This window comes from Pseudoxanthomonas koreensis (assembly GCF_010093225.1).
In the GTDB taxonomy this organism is placed as follows: domain Bacteria; phylum Pseudomonadota; class Gammaproteobacteria; order Xanthomonadales; family Xanthomonadaceae; genus Pseudoxanthomonas; species Pseudoxanthomonas koreensis.
In genome coordinates this window covers 1-17,426 of sequence record NZ_PDWM01000037.1, presented here as the reverse complement: position 1 = coordinate 17,426, position 17,426 = coordinate 1, and the positions used below count along the sequence as shown (strand labels likewise).

The 17,426-nt window shown below is 71.1% G+C and carries 17 protein-coding genes; 8 read left to right on the top strand and 9 right to left on the bottom strand.

Going from position 1 to position 17,426, the window contains the following annotated elements; translation table 11 throughout:
* Positions 1-753: a leucyl/phenylalanyl-tRNA--protein transferase gene (aat, locus tag CSC64_RS11235; RefSeq protein ID WP_162435412.1), complete on the top strand. Its 753-nt coding sequence runs from the start codon at positions 1-3 to the stop codon at positions 751-753.
* A 74-nt stretch (positions 754-827) separates the two neighbouring features.
* On the top strand, positions 828-1,046 hold the full coding sequence (gene infA / locus CSC64_RS11230; protein ID WP_052633646.1) for a translation initiation factor IF-1: 219 nt from the start codon (positions 828-830) through the stop codon (positions 1,044-1,046).
* Positions 1,047-1,413: 367 nt separating this feature from the next.
* Here infA and clpA read toward each other — a convergent pair whose 3' ends face one another.
* Both clpA and clpS read right to left on the bottom strand, forming a co-directional pair.
* The gene (gene clpA / locus CSC64_RS11225; protein ID WP_162435411.1) at positions 1,414-3,702 is read right to left on the bottom strand and encodes an ATP-dependent Clp protease ATP-binding subunit ClpA; all 2,289 of its coding nucleotides are present in this window, start codon (positions 3,700-3,702) and stop codon (positions 1,414-1,416) included.
* Between the two features lie 148 nt (positions 3,703-3,850).
* Positions 3,851-4,171 (bottom strand): ATP-dependent Clp protease adapter ClpS, encoded by a 321-nt coding sequence (gene clpS / locus CSC64_RS11220; protein WP_162435410.1) that lies wholly within the window; start codon positions 4,169-4,171, stop codon positions 3,851-3,853.
* A gap of 94 nt (positions 4,172-4,265) precedes the next feature.
* Here clpS and CSC64_RS11215 point away from each other — a divergent pair, with 94 nt between their 5' ends.
* The 3 genes from CSC64_RS11215 to hflD all read left to right on the top strand — a co-directional run bounded on the left by CSC64_RS11215 (position 4,266) and on the right by hflD (position 6,653).
* Positions 4,266-4,742: an NUDIX hydrolase gene (locus CSC64_RS11215; RefSeq protein WP_162435409.1), complete on the top strand. Its 477-nt coding sequence runs from the start codon at positions 4,266-4,268 to the stop codon at positions 4,740-4,742.
* Positions 4,739-5,842: a tRNA 2-thiouridine(34) synthase MnmA gene (gene mnmA / locus CSC64_RS11210; protein ID WP_238390020.1), complete on the top strand. Its 1,104-nt coding sequence runs from the start codon at positions 4,739-4,741 to the stop codon at positions 5,840-5,842. The genes CSC64_RS11215 and mnmA overlap by 4 nt, the downstream gene beginning before the upstream one ends.
* Positions 5,843-6,041: 199 nt before the next feature.
* Positions 6,042-6,653: a high frequency lysogenization protein HflD gene (hflD, locus tag CSC64_RS11205; protein ID WP_162435408.1), complete on the top strand. Its 612-nt coding sequence runs from the start codon at positions 6,042-6,044 to the stop codon at positions 6,651-6,653.
* 50 nt (positions 6,654-6,703) lie between these two features.
* Here the strand turns inward: hflD and CSC64_RS11200 are convergent, their stop codons facing one another.
* From CSC64_RS11200 to CSC64_RS11190, 3 genes are all read right to left on the bottom strand, one after another.
* Complete coding sequence (locus tag CSC64_RS11200; RefSeq protein ID WP_162435407.1) at positions 6,704-8,923, bottom strand: M56 family metallopeptidase; 2,220 nt, start codon at positions 8,921-8,923, stop codon at positions 6,704-6,706.
* On the bottom strand, positions 8,916-9,386 hold the full coding sequence (locus CSC64_RS11195; RefSeq protein ID WP_162435406.1) for a BlaI/MecI/CopY family transcriptional regulator: 471 nt from the start codon (positions 9,384-9,386) through the stop codon (positions 8,916-8,918). The genes CSC64_RS11200 and CSC64_RS11195 overlap by 8 nt, the downstream gene beginning before the upstream one ends.
* Positions 9,387-9,486: 100 nt before the next feature.
* Positions 9,487-10,410 (bottom strand): M14 family metallopeptidase, encoded by a 924-nt coding sequence (locus CSC64_RS11190; protein ID WP_162435405.1) that lies wholly within the window; start codon positions 10,408-10,410, stop codon positions 9,487-9,489.
* Positions 10,411-10,551: 141 nt separating this feature from the next.
* On the opposite strand from CSC64_RS11190, the gene CSC64_RS11185 reads away from it, so the two are divergent.
* Positions 10,552-11,154 carry a DUF1579 domain-containing protein gene (locus CSC64_RS11185; RefSeq protein WP_162435404.1) on the top strand — a complete coding sequence of 201 codons (603 nt, stop codon included), beginning with the start codon at positions 10,552-10,554 and terminating at the stop codon, positions 11,152-11,154.
* Between the two features lie 65 nt (positions 11,155-11,219).
* Here the strand turns inward: CSC64_RS11185 and CSC64_RS11180 are convergent, their stop codons facing one another.
* Positions 11,220-12,107, bottom strand: coding sequence for an acyltransferase (locus CSC64_RS11180; protein WP_425501714.1), 888 nt, complete (start codon positions 12,105-12,107; stop codon positions 11,220-11,222).
* Positions 12,108-12,329: 222 nt separating this feature from the next.
* Here CSC64_RS11180 and CSC64_RS11175 point away from each other — a divergent pair, with 222 nt between their 5' ends.
* Positions 12,330-12,725, top strand: coding sequence for a DUF1398 family protein (locus tag CSC64_RS11175; protein WP_162435403.1), 396 nt, complete (start codon positions 12,330-12,332; stop codon positions 12,723-12,725).
* A gap of 25 nt (positions 12,726-12,750) precedes the next feature.
* Here CSC64_RS11175 and CSC64_RS11170 read toward each other — a convergent pair whose 3' ends face one another.
* Complete coding sequence (locus CSC64_RS11170; RefSeq protein ID WP_162435402.1) at positions 12,751-13,794, bottom strand: S66 peptidase family protein; 1,044 nt, start codon at positions 13,792-13,794, stop codon at positions 12,751-12,753.
* 130 nt (positions 13,795-13,924) lie between these two features.
* On the opposite strand from CSC64_RS11170, the gene CSC64_RS11165 reads away from it, so the two are divergent.
* The gene (locus CSC64_RS11165; protein WP_162435401.1) at positions 13,925-14,404 is read left to right on the top strand and encodes a VOC family protein; all 480 of its coding nucleotides are present in this window, start codon (positions 13,925-13,927) and stop codon (positions 14,402-14,404) included.
* Between the two features lie 128 nt (positions 14,405-14,532).
* On the opposite strand, the gene CSC64_RS11160 is transcribed toward CSC64_RS11165, so the two are convergent.
* A complete protein-coding gene (locus tag CSC64_RS11160; RefSeq protein WP_162435400.1) occupies positions 14,533-16,515 on the bottom strand; it encodes a serine hydrolase domain-containing protein in 1,983 nt (660 codons plus the stop codon).
* Positions 16,516-16,612: 97 nt separating this feature from the next.
* Positions 16,613-17,426, bottom strand: an 814-nt coding sequence (locus CSC64_RS11155) for a hypothetical protein (protein WP_162435399.1), incomplete at its 5' end; no start/stop codon positions are given.

Sequence of the window (17,426 nt, the reverse complement as noted above, 5' to 3'; positions counted from 1 at the left end):
ATGGCCACCCGCCCCTTCCTGCTGCCCGACGACCCCGCCGCGCCGTTCCCGCCGGTGGAACTGGCACTGCGCCGCCCCGACGGCCTGCTCGCGGTCGGCGGCGACCTTTCCCCGCAACGCCTGCTTGCCGCCTACCGCCACGGCATCTTCCCCTGGTACTCCGAAGGCCAGCCGATCCTGTGGTGGAGTCCGGACCCGCGCACCGTGTTCGGTACCGGCGCGGTGCGGCTGTCGACCCGCTTCCGCCGCGGGCTGCGCCGCAGCGACTGGACGGTCCGCGCCGACACCGCATTCGATGCGGTCGTGGCCGCCTGCGCAGACGCGCCGCGCGCCGGCCAGCGCGGCACCTGGATCCTGCCGGAGATGCGCCAGGCCTACGCGCGGCTGCACCGGCTCGGCCATGCCCATTCGGTGGAAGTGTTCGACGGCGGGGGCGAGCTTGCCGGCGGCATCTACGGCGTGGCGATCGGCCGGATGTTCTTCGGCGAAAGCATGTTCAGCGTCCGCGACGGCGGCTCCAAGGTCGCCCTGGCGGCGCTGGCGCGGCAGCTGCATGGCTGGGGCTGGCCGCTGATCGACGCCCAGGTCGAGAACGCGCACCTGCTCAGCCTGGGCGCCGAATCCTGGCCGCGTCCGCGGTTCCTAGGGGCGGTGGCGCAGCTGGTGGCCGACGACCCCGGCCGGTCCGGAAACTGGACCGCGGCCTTCGGCCAGGTCGAGGCCGCGGCACTGGCCCATCCCGCCGCGGGTTAACGCATTTTTGCCTTCCCCGCCCGGGTAGCGTAAAATCGCCGACTTTCGCCCGCTCGCCATATACCCGGAACCGCATGTCGAAAGACGACTCCATCGAGTTCGAAGGCACTGTCATCGAGACGCTGCCCAACACCACCTTCCGGGTCCGCCTGGAGAACGGGCACGAGATCATCGCCCACATCTCCGGCCGCATGCGCAAGAACTACATCCGCATCCTCACCGGCGACAAGGTGAAGGTCGAGATGACCCCGTACGACCTGACCAAGGGCCGCATCACCTACCGCATGAAGTGATGCGCGGGGTGCAGGGAAACCTGTGATGGAAGCGGCCTGCGGGCCGCTTCTTCATTTCCGCGGCCGGCCTGCCGGGGCATCCGCGCCGGTGGCCACTGCCTAACGTCACTGTCACTGCAGGCAGGTCCGGCGGCGCGCCCGCGGCCGTAGTCTGGCCCCGGAGTCCGTTCCCTGGCGTGCTTCCGGCCCACTCGTCGTGACCGGGAAGCACACCGTGGCTGGGGACCGCCGCGGTGCCCCTGCCGCGGCGGTCCCTTTTTTGTGCGCCGCTTGCGGACCGGCCGCGTTGATCACCGCGCACCGCAGGGGAACCAGGTCGCCCCCTGAAGTGGGCTCATACAGGGGCGGGAGCACCTCGCCCGAGGCGTCAGACCGTCGCCGGCAGCAGCCGCTCAGGCTCGGACTGGCTTTCCACCACCAGCTCGCCGTCGACCACGTCGATCTCGACCCGGCCGCCGCCGACCAGCTTGCCGAACAGCAGTTCGTCGGCCAGCGGGCGCTTGATCCTGTCCTGGATCACCCGCGCCATCGGCCGCGCGCCCATCAGCGGGTCGAAGCCGTGCTGGGCCAGCCACTCGCGCGCGGTCGGCGAGGCCGACATCGCCACGTGCTTCTCGTTGAGCTGCATCTCCAGCTCGATCAGGAACTTGTCCACCACGCGCAGGATGTGGTCGAAGCCCAGCGGCTGGAACTGCACCACCGCATCGAGGCGGTTGCGGAACTCCGGGCTGAAGCTGCGCCGGATCACTTCCATCGCGTCGCTCGAATTGTCCTGGCGGGTGAAGCCGATCGAGCGCCGCGCGGCCTGGGCCGCGCCGGCATTGGTGGTCATCACCACCACCACGTTCTTGAAGTTGGCCTCGCGACCGTTGGTGTCGGTCAGCACGCCGCGGTCCATGACCTGCAGCAGGATGTTGAAGATGTCCGGGTGCGCCTTTTCCACCTCGTCCAGCAGCAGCACGCAGTGCGGGGTCTTGACGATCTTCTCGGTCAGCAGGCCGCCCTGGTCGAAGCCGACGTAGCCCGGGGGCGCGCCGATCAGGCGCGACACCGAATGCGGTTCCATGTACTCGGACATGTCGAAGCGCACCAGCTCGATGCCCAGCTGCAGCGCCAGCTGCCGGGTGACCTCGGTCTTGCCCACGCCGGTGGGGCCGGCGAACAGGAAGTTGCCGATCGGCTTGTCCGGATTACCCAGGCCGCTGCGCGCCAGCTTGATCGCCGAGGCCAGGGTCTCGATCGCCGGGTCCTGGCCGAAGATCACCATCTTCAGGTTGCGCTCCAGGTGCTGGAGCACGTCCTTGTCGGTGGCGCTGACCTGCTTGGCCGGAATCCGCGCCATCTTGGCGACGATGGTTTCGATCTCCTCGACGTCGATCAGCTCCTTGCGCGTTTCCTGCGGCAGCAGCCGCTGGCGCGCGCCGGCCTCGTCGATCACGTCGATCGCCTTGTCCGGCAGCAGCCGGTCGGCGATGTGCTTGACCGACAGGTCCACCGCCGCCTGGATCGCATCGTCGGCGTAGGTCACGCCGTGGTGCGCCTCGTAGCGCGGCTTGAGGCCCTGCAGGATCTCGTAGGCCTCGCCCACGGTCGGCTCGACGATGTCGATCTTCTGGAAGCGGCGAGCCAGCGCCCGGTCCTTCTCGAAGATGCCGCGGTATTCCTGGAAGGTGGTGCTGCCGATGCAGCGCAGCTCGCCGGAAGCCAGCGCCGGCTTGATCAGGTTGGAGGCGTCCATCGTGCCGCCCGACGCCGAACCGGCGCCGATGATAGTGTGGATCTCGTCGATGAACAGGATCGCGCCGGGAATCTTCTTGATCGAGGACAGCACGCCCTTGAGCCGCTTCTCGAAGTCGCCGCGGTACTTGGTACCGGCCACCAGCGCGCCCAGGTCCAGGGCGTAGATCACCGCGTCGGACAGCACCTCCGGCACCTCGCCCTCGACAATGCGCTTGGCCAGGCCTTCGGCGATCGCGGTCTTGCCCACGCCGGCCTCGCCCACGTACAGCGGATTGTTCTTGCGCCGGCGGCACAGCACCTGGATGGTGCGCTCGATCTCGTCGGCGCGGCCCACCAGCGGGTCGATCTTGCCCAGTCGCGCCTGCTCGTTGAGGTTGGTCGCGTACTCGGCCAGCGCGTCGGTCTTGCCTTCGCCCTCGCCGCCTTCGGCCTTGCCCTCGCCTTCGCCCGAGGGCGAGGCGCCGCCACCGTCCTGCTCGTCGCCGAGCTTGGCGATGCCGTGCGAGAGGTAATTGACCACGTCCAGCCGGGTCACGTCCTGCTGGGTGAGGAAATACACCGCGTGCGAATCCTTCTCGCCGAAGATCGCCACCAGCACGTTGGCGCCGCTGACCTCCTTCTTGCCCGAGGACTGCACGTGGTACACGGCCCGCTGCAGCACGCGCTGGAAGCCCAAGGTCGGCTGGGTGTCGCGGCCGTCGTCCTCGGCCAGGCGCGAGACCGAGGCCTCGATCGCCTGCTCGAGCTCGCCGCGCAGGCGGCTGGAGTCCGCGCCGCAGGCACGCAGCACGCCCTGTGCGGAAGGATTGTCGAGCAGCGCCAGCAACAGGTGCTCGACCGTCATGAACTCGTGCCGCGCCTCGCGGGCGCGCTTGTAGCACTGGCCGATGGTCTGTTCGAGGTCTTTGCTGAACATGGCTTGCTCCGGAAGCTTTGCCAACAATATGCGGCCTGCCCTGCGGATTTCCACAACCCCGGCCGATCGCAGCGTTCAGCCGGCGGAACGGCGCGGCCCCGGGACGCTGACCGCCCCGGCCCCGGCGGCCGGGCGAGGCCCTCCGGAATCAGGCCTTTTCCATGGTGCACAACAGCGGGTGCTGGTTCATCCGCGAGAACTCGTTGACCTGGGCCACCTTGGATTCAGCCACTTCCCGCGTGAAGACGCCGCAGACGCCGCGGCCGCGGGTATGCACGTGCAGCATCACCTGGGTGGCCCGTTCCAGGTCCAGGGTGAAGAACTGCTGCAGCACCGCGATCACGAAGTCCATCGGGGTGTAGTCGTCGTTGAGCAGGATCACCTGGTACATGGGCGGCGGCGCGACCTCGGGCTTGCCGGGGTCGACCAGGGTGCCGTGTTCGTGTTCGTGGCGCGGAGTGCGTGGCATGGCGGCAATTATACGGACCGCCTCCACAACGGTCGCCGATGGACGCGATCGCGCCCGCTGCCGGACAATGCCCGCATTTCCCGACGAGACTCCGATGGACGCCTCCCCCGGCAGCGCCCTGCCCGGCCGCGACTGGCACCCGGCCGTGACCGTGGCCAGCGTGGTCGTGCGCGACGGCCGCCTGCTGCTGGTGGAGGAACGGATCGAGGGACGGCTGGTGCTCAACCAGCCCGCCGGCCACCTTGATCCGGGCGAGAGCCTGGTCCAGGCCGCGGTGCGCGAGGCGCTGGAGGAAACCGGCTGGGAGATCGCCGTGGAGTCGTTCATCGGCGCCTACCAGTGGCATGCGCCCGGCGGCCAGCAGTACCTGCGCTTCGCCTTCGGCGCCACGGCCGTGGCCCATGATCCGGCGCGGTCGCTGGACGAGGGCATCGAACGGGCGGTGTGGCTGACCCCTGCCGAACTGCGCGCGCGCGCGGCCGAGCACCGCAGCCCGCTGGTCTGGCAGGTCGCCGCCGACTGGCTGGCCGGGCGGCGGCAGCCGCTGTCGCTGCTGCAGTGGCTGCCATGAGCGCGCCGCGCACCGTCGTCGGCGTTTCCGGCGGCGTGGATTCGTCGGTGGCGGCGCTGTTGCTGGTCCAGTCCGGCGAAGCGGTGGCCGGGCTGTTCATGCAGAACTGGGACGACGACGGCAGCGGCGACTGCCGCGCCGAGGAGGACCGCCGCGACGCGGTCGCGGTCTGCGGCCGGCTCGGCATCCCGTTCCACTTCCGCGATTTCTCGAAGGAGTACTGGGCCGGCGTGTTCGAGCACTTCCTGGCCGAGTACGCGGCCGGGCGCACGCCCAACCCGGACGTGCTGTGCAACCGCGAGGTCAAGTTCAGGCATTTCCTCGACGCGGCACGCGAACTGGGGGCCGAACGGATCGCCACCGGCCACTACGCCCAGGTCGCGCATGCGGGCGGCCGCTGGCGCCTGCTGCGCGGCGCCGACCGCGACAAGGACCAGAGCTACTTCCTGCACCAGCTCGGCCAGGAGCAACTGGCCGCCACCGTGTTCCCGATCGGCCACCTGCCCAAGGCGCAGGTGCGGCAGCTGGCGCGCGAGGCCGGCCTGCCGACGCACGCGAAGAAGGATTCCACCGGCATCTGCTTCATCGGCGAGCGCGACTTCCGCGAATTCCTCGGCCGCTACCTGCCGGCGCAGCCGGGCGAGATCCGCGATCCGGACGGGATCAAGGTCGGCGAGCATCCGGGGGTGTTCTATTTCACCCTGGGCCAGCGCGAGGGACTGAACATCGGCGGCGTGCGCGGGCGCGCGGCCGCGCCCTGGTACGTGGTCGGCAAGGACGTGGCCGGCAACATCCTCTACGTCGACCAGGAGCGCGACAGTCGCTGGCTGCTGTCGCACGTGGTACGCAGCGAGGCGATGCACTGGATCGAAGGCACACCGCCGGCCGGCAGCTTCGACTGCACCGCGCAGGTGCGCTACCGCCAGCAGGAAGAGCCCTGCCGGGTGCGCGTGGAAGATGACGGCACCGTGTCGGTGCGCTTCGAACGCGCCCAGCGTGCAGCCACCCCCGGCCAGTCGCTGGTCCTGTACGACGGCCCCGCCTGCCTCGGCGGCGCGGTGATCGCCAGCACCGACGCACCGGTGCCCGCGCTCTTGTAGGAGCTCCATTTATGGGCGACCCGACGACGTCGGGAAGCACCTGCGTTCAACGCAACCCATCCGGAGCCCTCGCGTCGACCGTGGCGTACTCCAACGCATGCGGGTCGCCCATAAATGGAGCTCCTACAACCGGCATCCGCCACGATCGCCGCCCGCGCGGCGGGCGGGCGGATTCTCGCGTCCGGTTAGAATGCCGCGCATGAGCCATTCCTACGACGACCGCGTACTGGCCCTGGCCGGCCTGGCCCAGGCGCTGCAACAGGTGCGCCGCATCGCCGCGACCGGGCAGAGCGAAACCCCCGCCGCGCAACCGGTGCTGGACGCGGTGTTCCGCATCGACGCCAGCGATACCGCCGCAGTCTTGGGCGGCGCCCGCCAGCTCGAACCGGGCCTGCGCGCCCTTGCCGACTACCTGGCCAACCGCGGCAACGATCCGCTGCTGCCGCGGCTGGCGCTGGCCACCCTGCAGCTGGAGCGGCGCTTCTCCTCGCAGTCCAACACCCTGGCCGCGGTCGGCAACGGCATCGAGGAACTGGCGCCGCGCGCGGCCGAACTGGGCAGCACCCATCCGGACGTGCTCGCCGGCCTGGGCACGCTGTACGCCGACACCATCAGCCACCTGCGCCCGCGGATCATGGTCCAGGGCAACCCGCACTACCTCGGGCAGGCCGGCGTGGTCTCGGAAATCCGCGCCCTGCTGCTGGCGGCGGTGCGCTCGGCCCTGCTCTGGCGCCAGCTCGGCGGCAGCCAGCTGCAGTTCCTGTTCGCGCGGCGGGCGATGGTGCAGGCGCTGGGGCAGCACCTGCGCTGAGCGGCACCTGCGCGCGCCGGCCAGGGCGTCCCGGCCGGTACGTCACTGCGTCATTGCCGCTGCGGCAGCGGCCGCGCCAGTCCCTGCGCCACGGCCGTGGCGATCAGCTTGCGCATGCTCTCTTCGGCGCGCCGGGTGGCATCGTCCATCTGCGTGCCCAGCCCCTCCATCTGCCGGCCCAGGGCCTCCATCGGCCTGCCCGCAGCTTCCATCTCGCGCGACAGCGACTCCATCGGCCGCATCGCCTGCTGGTGGTGTGCGGCGGCTCCTTCAATCCGGCGCGACTGCGCCTCCATGCGTGCCGCAAGCGCCTGCTGCTCGCGATCCAGCGCCTGCATCTGGCCCTGCAGTTCCGCTTCGCGCGCGGCATTGCGGGTGACATCGCCGGCTGCGGCGGAGACGGCCTGCTCCCGGGCCAGCCGCTGCTGGCGGCGGGCGAGCTGCTCCTGCTCGCGCGCCAACGCCTGCATCGCTTCCGCGGCGGCCTCGATGTCCTTCGTCGGCGCGGCGGTGGTCAGCTTCTCCATGCGCTGCCCGATCGCTTCCATCTTCGCGCCGTGCGCTTCCATCTGCCCGCCCAGGCTGCGCATGCGTTCGCCGAGGGCCTCGGTCTCGCTCCACTGCTGGCGCGCGCGGGCGACCGTGGCCGGATCGGTGACCACCCAGTCCTTGCCGTCGCGGCGGAACCAGATGAACTCGCCGCCGACCGCGCCGCGCGCGGCCTGGATCCGGGCATGGTCGTCGCTGGATCCGGACATGAGGTAGGCCTTGTCGCCCTTGCCCACCACCGCGTAGGCCTCGCCCTGGCCGACGCGCTCCAGGACCACCGCCCTGGGCGCGGCCGGGGGTGCCGGCACCGCCGGAAGCCTCGCGGAAGGTGCCGGCGGCGCGGCGGGTGCGGGAGGCGCAGCTTCGCGCGGGACCGCGGGTGGCGCCGGCGGCGCCGGAAGCGCGACGTCACGCGGGGCGGCGGGAGGTGCAGGCGGCGCGGGATGCGCAACGCCAGGCTGCGCCGGGACTGCGGGCGGGCGCGGCGCCACGGCCGCCACCGGGGTGGCCGGCGCCGGCGGGGCCACCGGCGCCGCAGCCGACGCGGCCTGCGCGACGACCACGGCCGCAGCAGGTTTCGCAGCCGACGCGGATTGCGCAGCAGCGACGGTGGCGGCGGGCTTCGCCGCGGGCGCGGCCGCCACGCTGGCCACGACACCAGCCGGAGCGGCCGCCGTCGCGTCGCGCGGCTCGCGCTGGGCCTGCGCATAGAAGGCCAGGCCAGCCGCGGCCAGTCCCAGCAGCGGGAATACCAGGCGGCCGCCGGAACGGGCGCGGCCGGGACGGACAAGTTGTTCGATGCGGGACATCAGCTGCCCTCCCTCGGGCTCGAGAGCGGCCAGTGCCGGCCGCGGGACGGCGCGCAGCGCCGCGTGATGGTCCGCCAGCGCCGCCAGCGCCTGCGCCAGCCGGCGCGGCTCACCGGTGGCCTCGGCGGCGAGGCGGTCGGCCACCAGTTCGCGCTCGGCATGGATGCGGCGCGACAGCCACCAGGTGACCGGGTGGTAGAACAGCAGCGCCTCGGCCAGGCCCTGCAGCAGATTGACCAGGTAGTCGTGGCGGCGCACATGGGCCAGTTCGTGGGCCAGCAGCGCCTCCACGTATTCGACCGGCAAGCGCGCCAGCACCGAAGCCGGCAGCAGCACCACCGGCCGCCACCAGCCGCCGGCGGCAGGCGTGTCCAGCGCATCGACCAGGCGCAGCTGGACCGGGCGCTGCAGGCCACAGGCCAGCGCCAGCGCGTCGAGCCTCTGCTGCCACTTGCGCTGCAGGTGCGGTGCGGCCACCTGCGGCAGCCGCCCCAGCCACCACACGCCCGCTGCCAGGCGCAGCGACAGGGTGCAGGCCCCGGCCGCCCACGCCGCGACGATCCATGGCAGCGCGTGGTCGATGGCAGGCGCCAGGGCGAATGCGGATGCCGGCACCGGTGCCGCCAGCGCGCTCGCGGTGTCCACGAACGATACGGTCGCCGGCAAGGGACCGGCGGTGGGCGCGGCGATGCCTCCGGCCATGCCCGCCAGGTCCAGCGCCAGCGTGGCCAGCGGCGCCAGCACGCAGGCCAGCAACGCCAGGCAGGCCACCGCGTAACGCGCCTGCGGACGTGCACTGGCGAGCAGTTGCAACGCCAGCGCGGCGAGCAGCCCGATCAGCGCGCCCTGCCACAGGAAATGCAGCAGCGCCCGCCCGAGCATCGGGACCAGCAAGGCGATCGGCTCATGCATGGCGCTTGCCTCCCCTGCTCTTTCCAGCAACGGCCCTTCCCGCAACAGGCTTGCGCGTGGTCGCGGCATCGGCCGGTTCGTCGCCGGTTTCCTCCAGCAGGCGGCGGATCTCCTCGCGCTCGCGGTCGCTGACGTGCGCGTCGAGCGCGGCCAGCACCAGCGCCTTGCCGGAACCTGCGAACACCTTCTGGATCAATTCGCCGAGCAGGTTGGTCTGCAGCGCGTCCTGCGCGTGCGCGGCGGCGTACACGTGCGAACGCTGGCTCTCGTCGCGCACCACCAGGCCCTTGCCATGCATCACCTGCAGCAGGCGCAGCACCGTCGCCGGCTGCAGCTCGGGGCGTTCGGGCTGCAGCGCCTGGTGCACTTCGCGCGCGGTGGACGGGCCCAGGCGCCAGATCGCCCGCAGCAGGTCCAGTTCTGCGGCGGTGGGCTTGGGCGGTCGGGCGGAACGGGTCGGCATGTCCGGAGTCCGGCAGGAGCGATGGACGCATCCTGCACCCTCCAGACAAGTTTGTCTAGACAGAATTGTCTAGGTCATAAGTCATGGGTGGGGCGTGGCCTCAGCCATGCGCCAGCGCGTAATCGATCGCCGCGAGCACCGCCGCCACCTGGGCCGCATTGCACTGCTCCGGCGTGGCGCTGGCGCTGTCCGGATAGACCTCGGTGGTGGTCACGTACTTCGCCCCGGTGACCCCGGCGCACAGGCCGAGCTCCTTGACCGGGTAGTTGATGACGCCCGGCGCCACCACCGCCGAACCGATCAGCTCGCCGTTCGCGTCGGCCGGCGCGATATGGGTGACCTTGGCCACCGCGGCGATGATCGCCTGCTGGAATCCAGGCTGCGGGTCCGCGCTGTCGCCGACCAGGTAGAAGCCATCGGGAATCGCGCCCGGTTCGAACGCCTTGCCGTCGCGCGCGGCCAGTGCCGGGCGGAATTCGGATTCGTCGGTGTCGGTGGTTTCGTGCAGGTCGATGTGGACCAGGAAGCGGCCCCGCAGCGGCGCCACCAGGTGCATCAGCGCGGCCGATTCCAGCGCCGGGCTGTGCTCGCGGAAGGATCGGTTGGGATCGACCGCGCCGGCGTTCCAGCGCTGGATCCGCTCGTAGCCCCACGGGCTAACGCACGGCACCACCAGCAGGTTGATCCGCCCGGCGTAGTCGTCGACGTGGTCGCGGGCGAACTGCAGCGCGCCCTGCACGCCACTGGTCTCGTAGCCGTGCACGCCGCCGGTGACCAGCGCCACCGGGCGGTGGTCGTCCCAGTCGCTGCTGGCCAGCGCCAGCAGCGGATAGCTGTCCGGCGCGTAGTCGATGCCGCCGTACTCGATCACGTCCCAGTGCAGGCGCAGGTGCTCCACCGCGTCGACCACCTCGTCGGCGTAGCTGCGCCGGCGCTGCTGCGTGGCGCGCCACTGCGCCCGCTCGGCCTCGCCCCAGGGCTGGCCGGGGGTGCCGATCGGGTGGAAGCGCGCGGGAGTCGTCATGGCAGCGGACCGGGCAACGGGAAGGCCGCCACTCTACCAGTGCGGCCGCCGTTCCCCGGGGCCCGGGCGCCTTCACGCCGGCTGAGCATGGCCGGGGCGACAGTCCACGCACATTCGACCCCGCGACCCGGGAGCAGACCGATGAACCGCACGCATGCGCTGTCCGCCGCCATCCTCGCCCTGCTGCTGGCCGGACCGGCGCCGGCCCAGGACGGCACCCCGAAGATGACAGCCGAGGAGCAGGCCGCCATGGCCGCCTACCAGAAGGCCGCCACGCCAGGTCCCGCGCACGCCAGGCTGGCGGCGTCGGCCGGCACCTACGACCTCGACGTACGCAGCTGGACGCGCCCCGATGCCGAGCCGATCGCCGACAAGGGCACCGCCACGCGCAGCATGATCATGGGTGGCCGCATGCTGGTGGAGGACGTGGAAGCGCAGATGATGGGCATGCCGTTCACCGGCCAGGGCCTGCGCGGCTACGACAATGTCACCGGCAAGCACTGGTCGACCTGGATCGACAGCATGGGGACCGGCCTGATGGTCGGCGAAGGCGACTGCGACGCCGACGGCGCCTGTGTCTTCCATGGCGTCTACAACGACGTGCTCAGCGGCAAGCCGGTCACGACCCGCATCACCACCCGCTGGACTTCCGCCGACACCGAGCTGTTCGAGATGTACGGCCCCGGGCCGGATGGCAAGGAAGCGAAGATGATGGAGATCACCTACCGCAAGCGCGGCGGCTAGCGGGCCGGGCCGCTGCGGCACCGCACGCGGAGTCGACGCGACAGCGGCGCTGCGGGAGCGCAGGGTCAGGTGCCCAGCAGGCGGTCCAGTTCAGCGTCCTTGTCCTGCCACAGGCCGTTCATCCACTGCTGGAAGCGGGCGCGGAAGGCGCGGTCTTCCTGGTAGTTGCCGGCCGCCAGTTCGGCCGGGATCGGGCGCAGGCGAACATGCACGCGCACGGCCGGAACGCGGTTGGCGATCAGGTCCATCATCGACGGGCGGCCGCCGGGATAGGCGATGGTCACGTCGAGGATCGCGTGCAGGCCCTCGCCCATCGCGTCGAGCACGAACGCCACCCCGCCGGACTTGGGCTTGAGCAGGTGCCGGTACGGCGAAGCCTGCACTGCGTGCTTCTCCGGCGTGAAGCGGGTGCCCTCGACGAAATTCATCACCGCCACCGGGATGTCGGCGAACTTGGCGCAGGCGCGCCGGGTGGCCTCGATGTCGCGCTTGCCCAGTTCGGGGTTCTTCGCGATCTGCCTCCGCGTGTAGCGGCCCATGAACGGGAAATCCAGCGCCCACCAGGCCAGGCCCAGCACCGGCACCCAGAACAGCTGCCGCTTGAGGAAGAAGCGCAGCAGCGGGATGCGCCGGTTGAACACCTTCTGCAGCACCAGGATGTCGACCCAGCTCTGGTGGTTGGCCAGCACCAGATAGTGGCCGTCGCGCTGCAGCCCCGGCGCATCCTCGACCTCGAGCCGGGTACCGGTGAAGGCATCGATCATCGCGCTGTTCACCGCGATCCAGCTTTCGGCCAGCCCGGTCAGCAGCGGATTGAAAGCACGGCGCACGGAACGGAACGGCAACAACGCCTTGAGCACGCCCAACGACAGCAGCGGCACGGCGTGGAGCAGCGTGCTGGCCACGATCAGCAGCAGGATGAAGGCGATGCGCAACCACAGCAGCAGGGACACCGGCGACGATTCCTGTCGGGGGGAATGGCGCGCAAGCCTAGCAGACCGGTTGCCCGTGACGCCCGGCCGCGGCAGTCAGGCGTGTACAGAGCGTGTGGATGGCAACGCCGGCAATGCGGTGTCGAAGAACCGTTCACTGTCCGCTCCGGCGGGCGGGCTGCGTTTACTGCACATGCCGTCGCCCGTCATCCCCTGCCCGCCTCCCACGCTGCCCGTACCGCCATGAACGCCGCCATCCACGGCCTGATCCGCGAAGCCGCCGCCGGCTCGGCCGAAGGCCGCCTGCATTTCGGCCAGGTGGTGGGCCTGATGGTGGTGGCCGGGGTGGATTCCTACGCGGTCGACTACCGCAGCCGGCGCACCACCTACTACCCGCGCGACGCCGCGCCGCTGGACCTGCCGCTGGACACCCCGGAAATGTCCATCCCCGAGGCGTTCGACATCGCCGCACTCAGGTCCGCCATCGCCGGCTCGCAGCGCGGCAATGTGATGTACCCGCAGTTCAAGCGCCTGACGATGGCCGCCGGCTGCGTCGGCTACACGGTCTGGATCACCGGCCGCCAGGTCACCTACTACGGCCGCCACGGCGAGACCCACGTGGAGCGGTTCCCCGACTGACCGCGACAGTGCGCGCCCGGCGCACTCAGCCCTGGAACACGCCCTCCAGCATCCGGATCGTGCCCGCGTCGGCATCCATCTCCACCCGGCCGCCCACCGGCAGGATGAACTGCTGGCGGATGTGGCCGATCATCGCGCCGCGGTAGGCAGGGATCCCAAGCGGCGTGATGTAGTCGTCCAGGATCTGCGACAGGGTCAGCGAGCCATAGCCGTCGCCCGGGTTGCAGTCGGTACATTCGCCGAACACCAGGCCGGCGATCCGGTCCAGCGCACCCATCAGCCTGAGCGTGCTGAACATGCGGTCGACCCGGTACGGCGCCTCCGACACGTCCTCCAGGAACAGGATCTTCCCGCTGAAATCCGGCAGGTACGGCGAGCCGGCCAGCGCGGTGAGCACGGCCAGGTTGCCGCCGACCAGCTCGCCCTGCGCCTTGCCGCCACGCAGGGTGATGGTGCGGTTCTTGCGCACGACAAGTTCGTCGCCGCGCTCGGCCACGTTGCGGTACTCCATCAGCTCGCGCCCGAAGAACACGCGCCGGAACTGGTCGGCGTTGAAGCTGTTCCAGCTGCCGATCCCGATCGGCCCGTGGAAGCTGACCAGGCCGGCCTGGCTGAGCAGCGCGTTGTGCAGGGCGGTGATGTCCGAATAGCCCAGCAACGCCTTCGGGTTGCGCCGGATCAGGCCGTAGTCGAGCAGCGGCAGCAGGCGCGCGGCGCCGGAACCGCCGCGTGCGCAGACGATCGCCTTGACCTGGCGGTCGCCGAACATCGCATTGATGTCGCCGGCGCGCTCGGCATCGGTGCCGGCCAGGTGGCCGCGGCGCGAGGCCAGGTGCGGGCCGAGCCGGACCTTGAGGCCCAACGCTTCCATCGCCTCCTGCCCCAGTTGCAGGTCAAACGGCTCGTCGGTGGCCGATGATGGACTCACCAGGCCGATGGTGTCGCCCGGCTGCAGCGCTACCGGCAGCACGCGACCGCGCACGGGCGCCGCCTGCGCGCCATGCAGCGATGGCAATGCCAGGCCCGCCGCCGCCAGCGCCACGCCACCGATGAAATCCCGCCTGTGCATGCTGCACGCCCTCGCCCGGATGCCGGCGCAGGTTAGCAACCGGGAGGCGCACGCCACAAATTCACACGGGCAGGCGGATACTGGCGCCCTCCCCCGCGCCGCTGTCGGCGCGCTACCCCGGAGCACCCCGATGACTGCCAGGAACACGATCTGCCTGTGGTACGACGGTACCGCCCTGGAAGCGGCCACGTTCTACGCCGCGACCTTCCCCGACAGTGCGGTGACCGCGGTGCACCGCGCGCCATCCGACTTCCCGTCCGGCAAGGAAGGCGACGTGCTGACCGTGCTGTTCACCGTGCTCGGCATTCCTTGCCTGGGCCTCAACGGTGGCCCGGCGTTCCGCCACAGCGAGGCCTTCTCGTTCCAGGTCGCCACCGCAGACCAGGCCGAGACCGACCGCTACTGGAACGCGATCGTCGGCAATGGCGGCCAGGAAAGCGCCTGCGGCTGGTGCAAGGACAAATGGGGCCTGTCGTGGCAGATCACCCCGCGCGTACTGACCGACGCCATCGCCGATCCCGACCGCGCCGTGGCCAAACGCGTGTTCGAAGCGATGATGCCCATGCGCAAGATCGACATCGCCACCATCGAAGCCGCCCGCCGCGGCTGACCCCGCGTCGCCGCCCCCCTGTACGCGCCGCGGCTGACCCCGCGTCGCTGCCCCCTGTAGGAGCCCACTTCAGGGGGCGACCCCACGCCCCCCAGCCGCAGCCGCGTCGAACGCGACCTCTCCCCAACCTACAGCACCGGCTCGAACCGATACCCATGCTGCGCATCCTGCAGCACCAGCGCCGCCGGCCGGGCATCCCCATCCGCCACAAACTCGAACCACCCGTTCACCGCCGGATCGATCGTCACGAACGACACGCTGCCATCGTCGTTGGCGCGCGTGCCCACCTCGCTCTGCCAGCCACCCACGTCGAACCACAGCCGGCCGTCGCGCTGCGCCACCCGCACCTCGCCCAGCGCCGGGTTGCGGTAGGCGGCGGCCAGCCGCGCCGCCGCATCCGCCGCCGCCGGCACCGACATCGCCTTGCGATCGCGGGCCATGCCTTCCTGGAACCTTTGCGCCCGCGCGGCCACATCCTGCGCCGCCACCGGCCTGCCGTCGTACAGCAGCTCCAGCAACCGGCGCTGGAACGCCACCAGCAGGCCGCGGCCGCGCTCGGAATTGGTCAGCAGCACCGCGCCCACCCCGGCCTCCGGCAGCCAGAACATGTCGGACTTGAACCCGACCAGCGAACCGCCGTGGTGCACCACCGGCACGCCGCTGGAGGTATCCACTTCCAGGCCCATCCCGTAGGCCAGGTCGCTGCCCGACGCTACCTGCATGCGCCGCCGCTCCAGCAGCGGGCCCTGCGCGAGGTAGGTGCCGCCGTCGGGCAAGCGGCCCAGGTCCAGTTCCATGCGCACGTAGCGCAGCATGTCGTTGACGCTGCTCCAGGCCCCGCCCGCCGGCCGCGCGGCACCGACCGACGCGTTGGCATCCATGCTCGCGCGCACGGTGCGGCCGTCGATGTCGAACCCGTGCGGCATCGCGTGGTTGCCCTGCAGGGCGCGGGCCTGGTCGAACGTGGTCGAGGCCATGCCCAGCGGATCGAACACCTCGGCCTGCATCGCCGCGTCGTAGCCGGCGCCGATGTCCAGCTGCGGATGCAGCACGTGCCCGCCGAGGAATCCGCCCGAGGCGGCCAGGTAATTGGAGTACTGGTAAAGCTCGCCGAAGCCGCTGGTGGGTGTCATCGTCCCCAGCACGGCCATCACCGATTCGGGCGTGGCCTGCTCGCTCTCGAACACCCACTCCATGTCCTGCCGCGGCAGGCCGGTGCAGGCGCACAGCAGGTGGCGCACGCGCACCTGCGCGGTGGTGTCCGCATCGCCCAGGCGGAACTGCGGCCACAGTCCGGCCACCGGTGAATCCCAGTCCAGCCGGCCGGCATCCACCAGCCGCGCCAGCATCAGCGTGGTCAGCGCCTTGGTATTGGAAGCGACCAGGAACAGGGTGTCGCCATCGATCGCTTCCGGCTGCCCCAGCTCGCGCACGCCGAAGCCGCCGGAGAACAGCACCTTCCCGTCCTCCACCACGCCCAGGCCCACGCCGGGGATATCGAGCTGGCGCTGCGCGTCCTGCACGAACGCCTTCAACGCCTGCAGCCGCTCGCCGTCCAGCGGGTGGGCGACGCGGCCGGCGAAGGTCTCGCGCTCGTGGCCCGGCGGCGACAGCCGGTCGAACACCAGCGAGATCTGGCTGTTGCGCTTGTCTTCGGTGGCGCTGGACGCATCCTGGATCACCACCGTCCACGCCTGCCCGTGCCTGAGCGCCTGCGCGTAGACGCGCCGCGCCAGCGTGGCCGGCGTGCTGTAGGCGTACACATGCCGCTCGTCCCAGCCGTTGCGCGGCGGGCGCGCACTGGACATCTCCAGTGGCCAGTGCGCCTGCGGGTCGTACAGCGCCCAGGCCGCGGCCACCGCGGCATCGGCATCGGCGGCCTTGACGTCGGCCACCACGATCCGGGTGTCGCCCTCGGGCGCGGCCAGAACGGTGAGCGCGTCCCGCCTCACCAGCGTCCAGTCCCTGGGCGCGGTGAACGATGTTCCAGCCGCGGACGCGGAAGGCGTGTCCGCCGCCAGCGGCGCGGCCGGCGCCTGCGCCGGTGCGCGTACAGGCACGGCCAGTGCGAACAGAAACACCCACGACAGGAACGATGAACTGGTCGCCATCACCCGCCTCCGGCTGGATTGCGGAAGCTGCCCCATGAAGCCGAACGCAGGCCCCCCGCCCGCGCGGCCGCGGCCGCGGCCCTCCCCGGGCCGAGCTTCAACGATACGGCCCGGGTCCGCGCCAGACCAGTTCCCCGCGGTGGTACACGTACATCACCGTGATCACCTGGCGGGCATCGCCGATGTCCGCCATCTCCGGATCATTGGGATCCAGCAGCCGGCACTTGCTGGATTCGCGCCTGAGCGCGACTTCCGCCGGGCAGACCATGCGGAAACGCGTGCCCGGCAGCGGGATCGACACCTCCTTCATCCCCGCCGCCATCCACGTGCGCAGCCGCTCGTCGGCGAGCAGGTCGTAGATGATCTGGTAGCCGCCCACCTGCATGCTCGGCTCGCCGTTGGCCATGTCGGCCTGGGTGCCCTGGCGGTCGGCGGGACCGCGGGCCTGGCCGTCGTCGGGAGAAATATCCTCCTCCAGCAGGCCCGGCGGCCGCCCGGTCCAGGCATGCGGGCGGCGCTGCGCCGGTGCCGGCGAACTGGAGGCGGATGCCTGCGCCTGGCGGTCGGCGGCGGTGTCGGGGCTGTCGCGCGATTCCGGCTGTGCCTCGGCCGGTGGCTCGATGAACTTGGCCTCCAGCACCGGCTTGCGCGGCTCGGAGCGCTCGCGCACCACCGCCTTGGCGGGCGGCGGCGTCGAGGGCGCCGGCGTCGGGCGCGGGCTGGGCGGCGCCGGCTGTTCTGACCCGGCCGGTTCGCCGATGAAATCCACCCGCACCCGGCCGCCGCTGGCCGCACCCTGCGGGCTGGTCACCACCGGCGGCTCGGCCGACAGCAGGAGCAGCACCAGCAGCGCATGCAGCAGCGCGCTCAGCAGCGCGGAAATCCACGGCAACTGGCGGTCGATCCGGGGC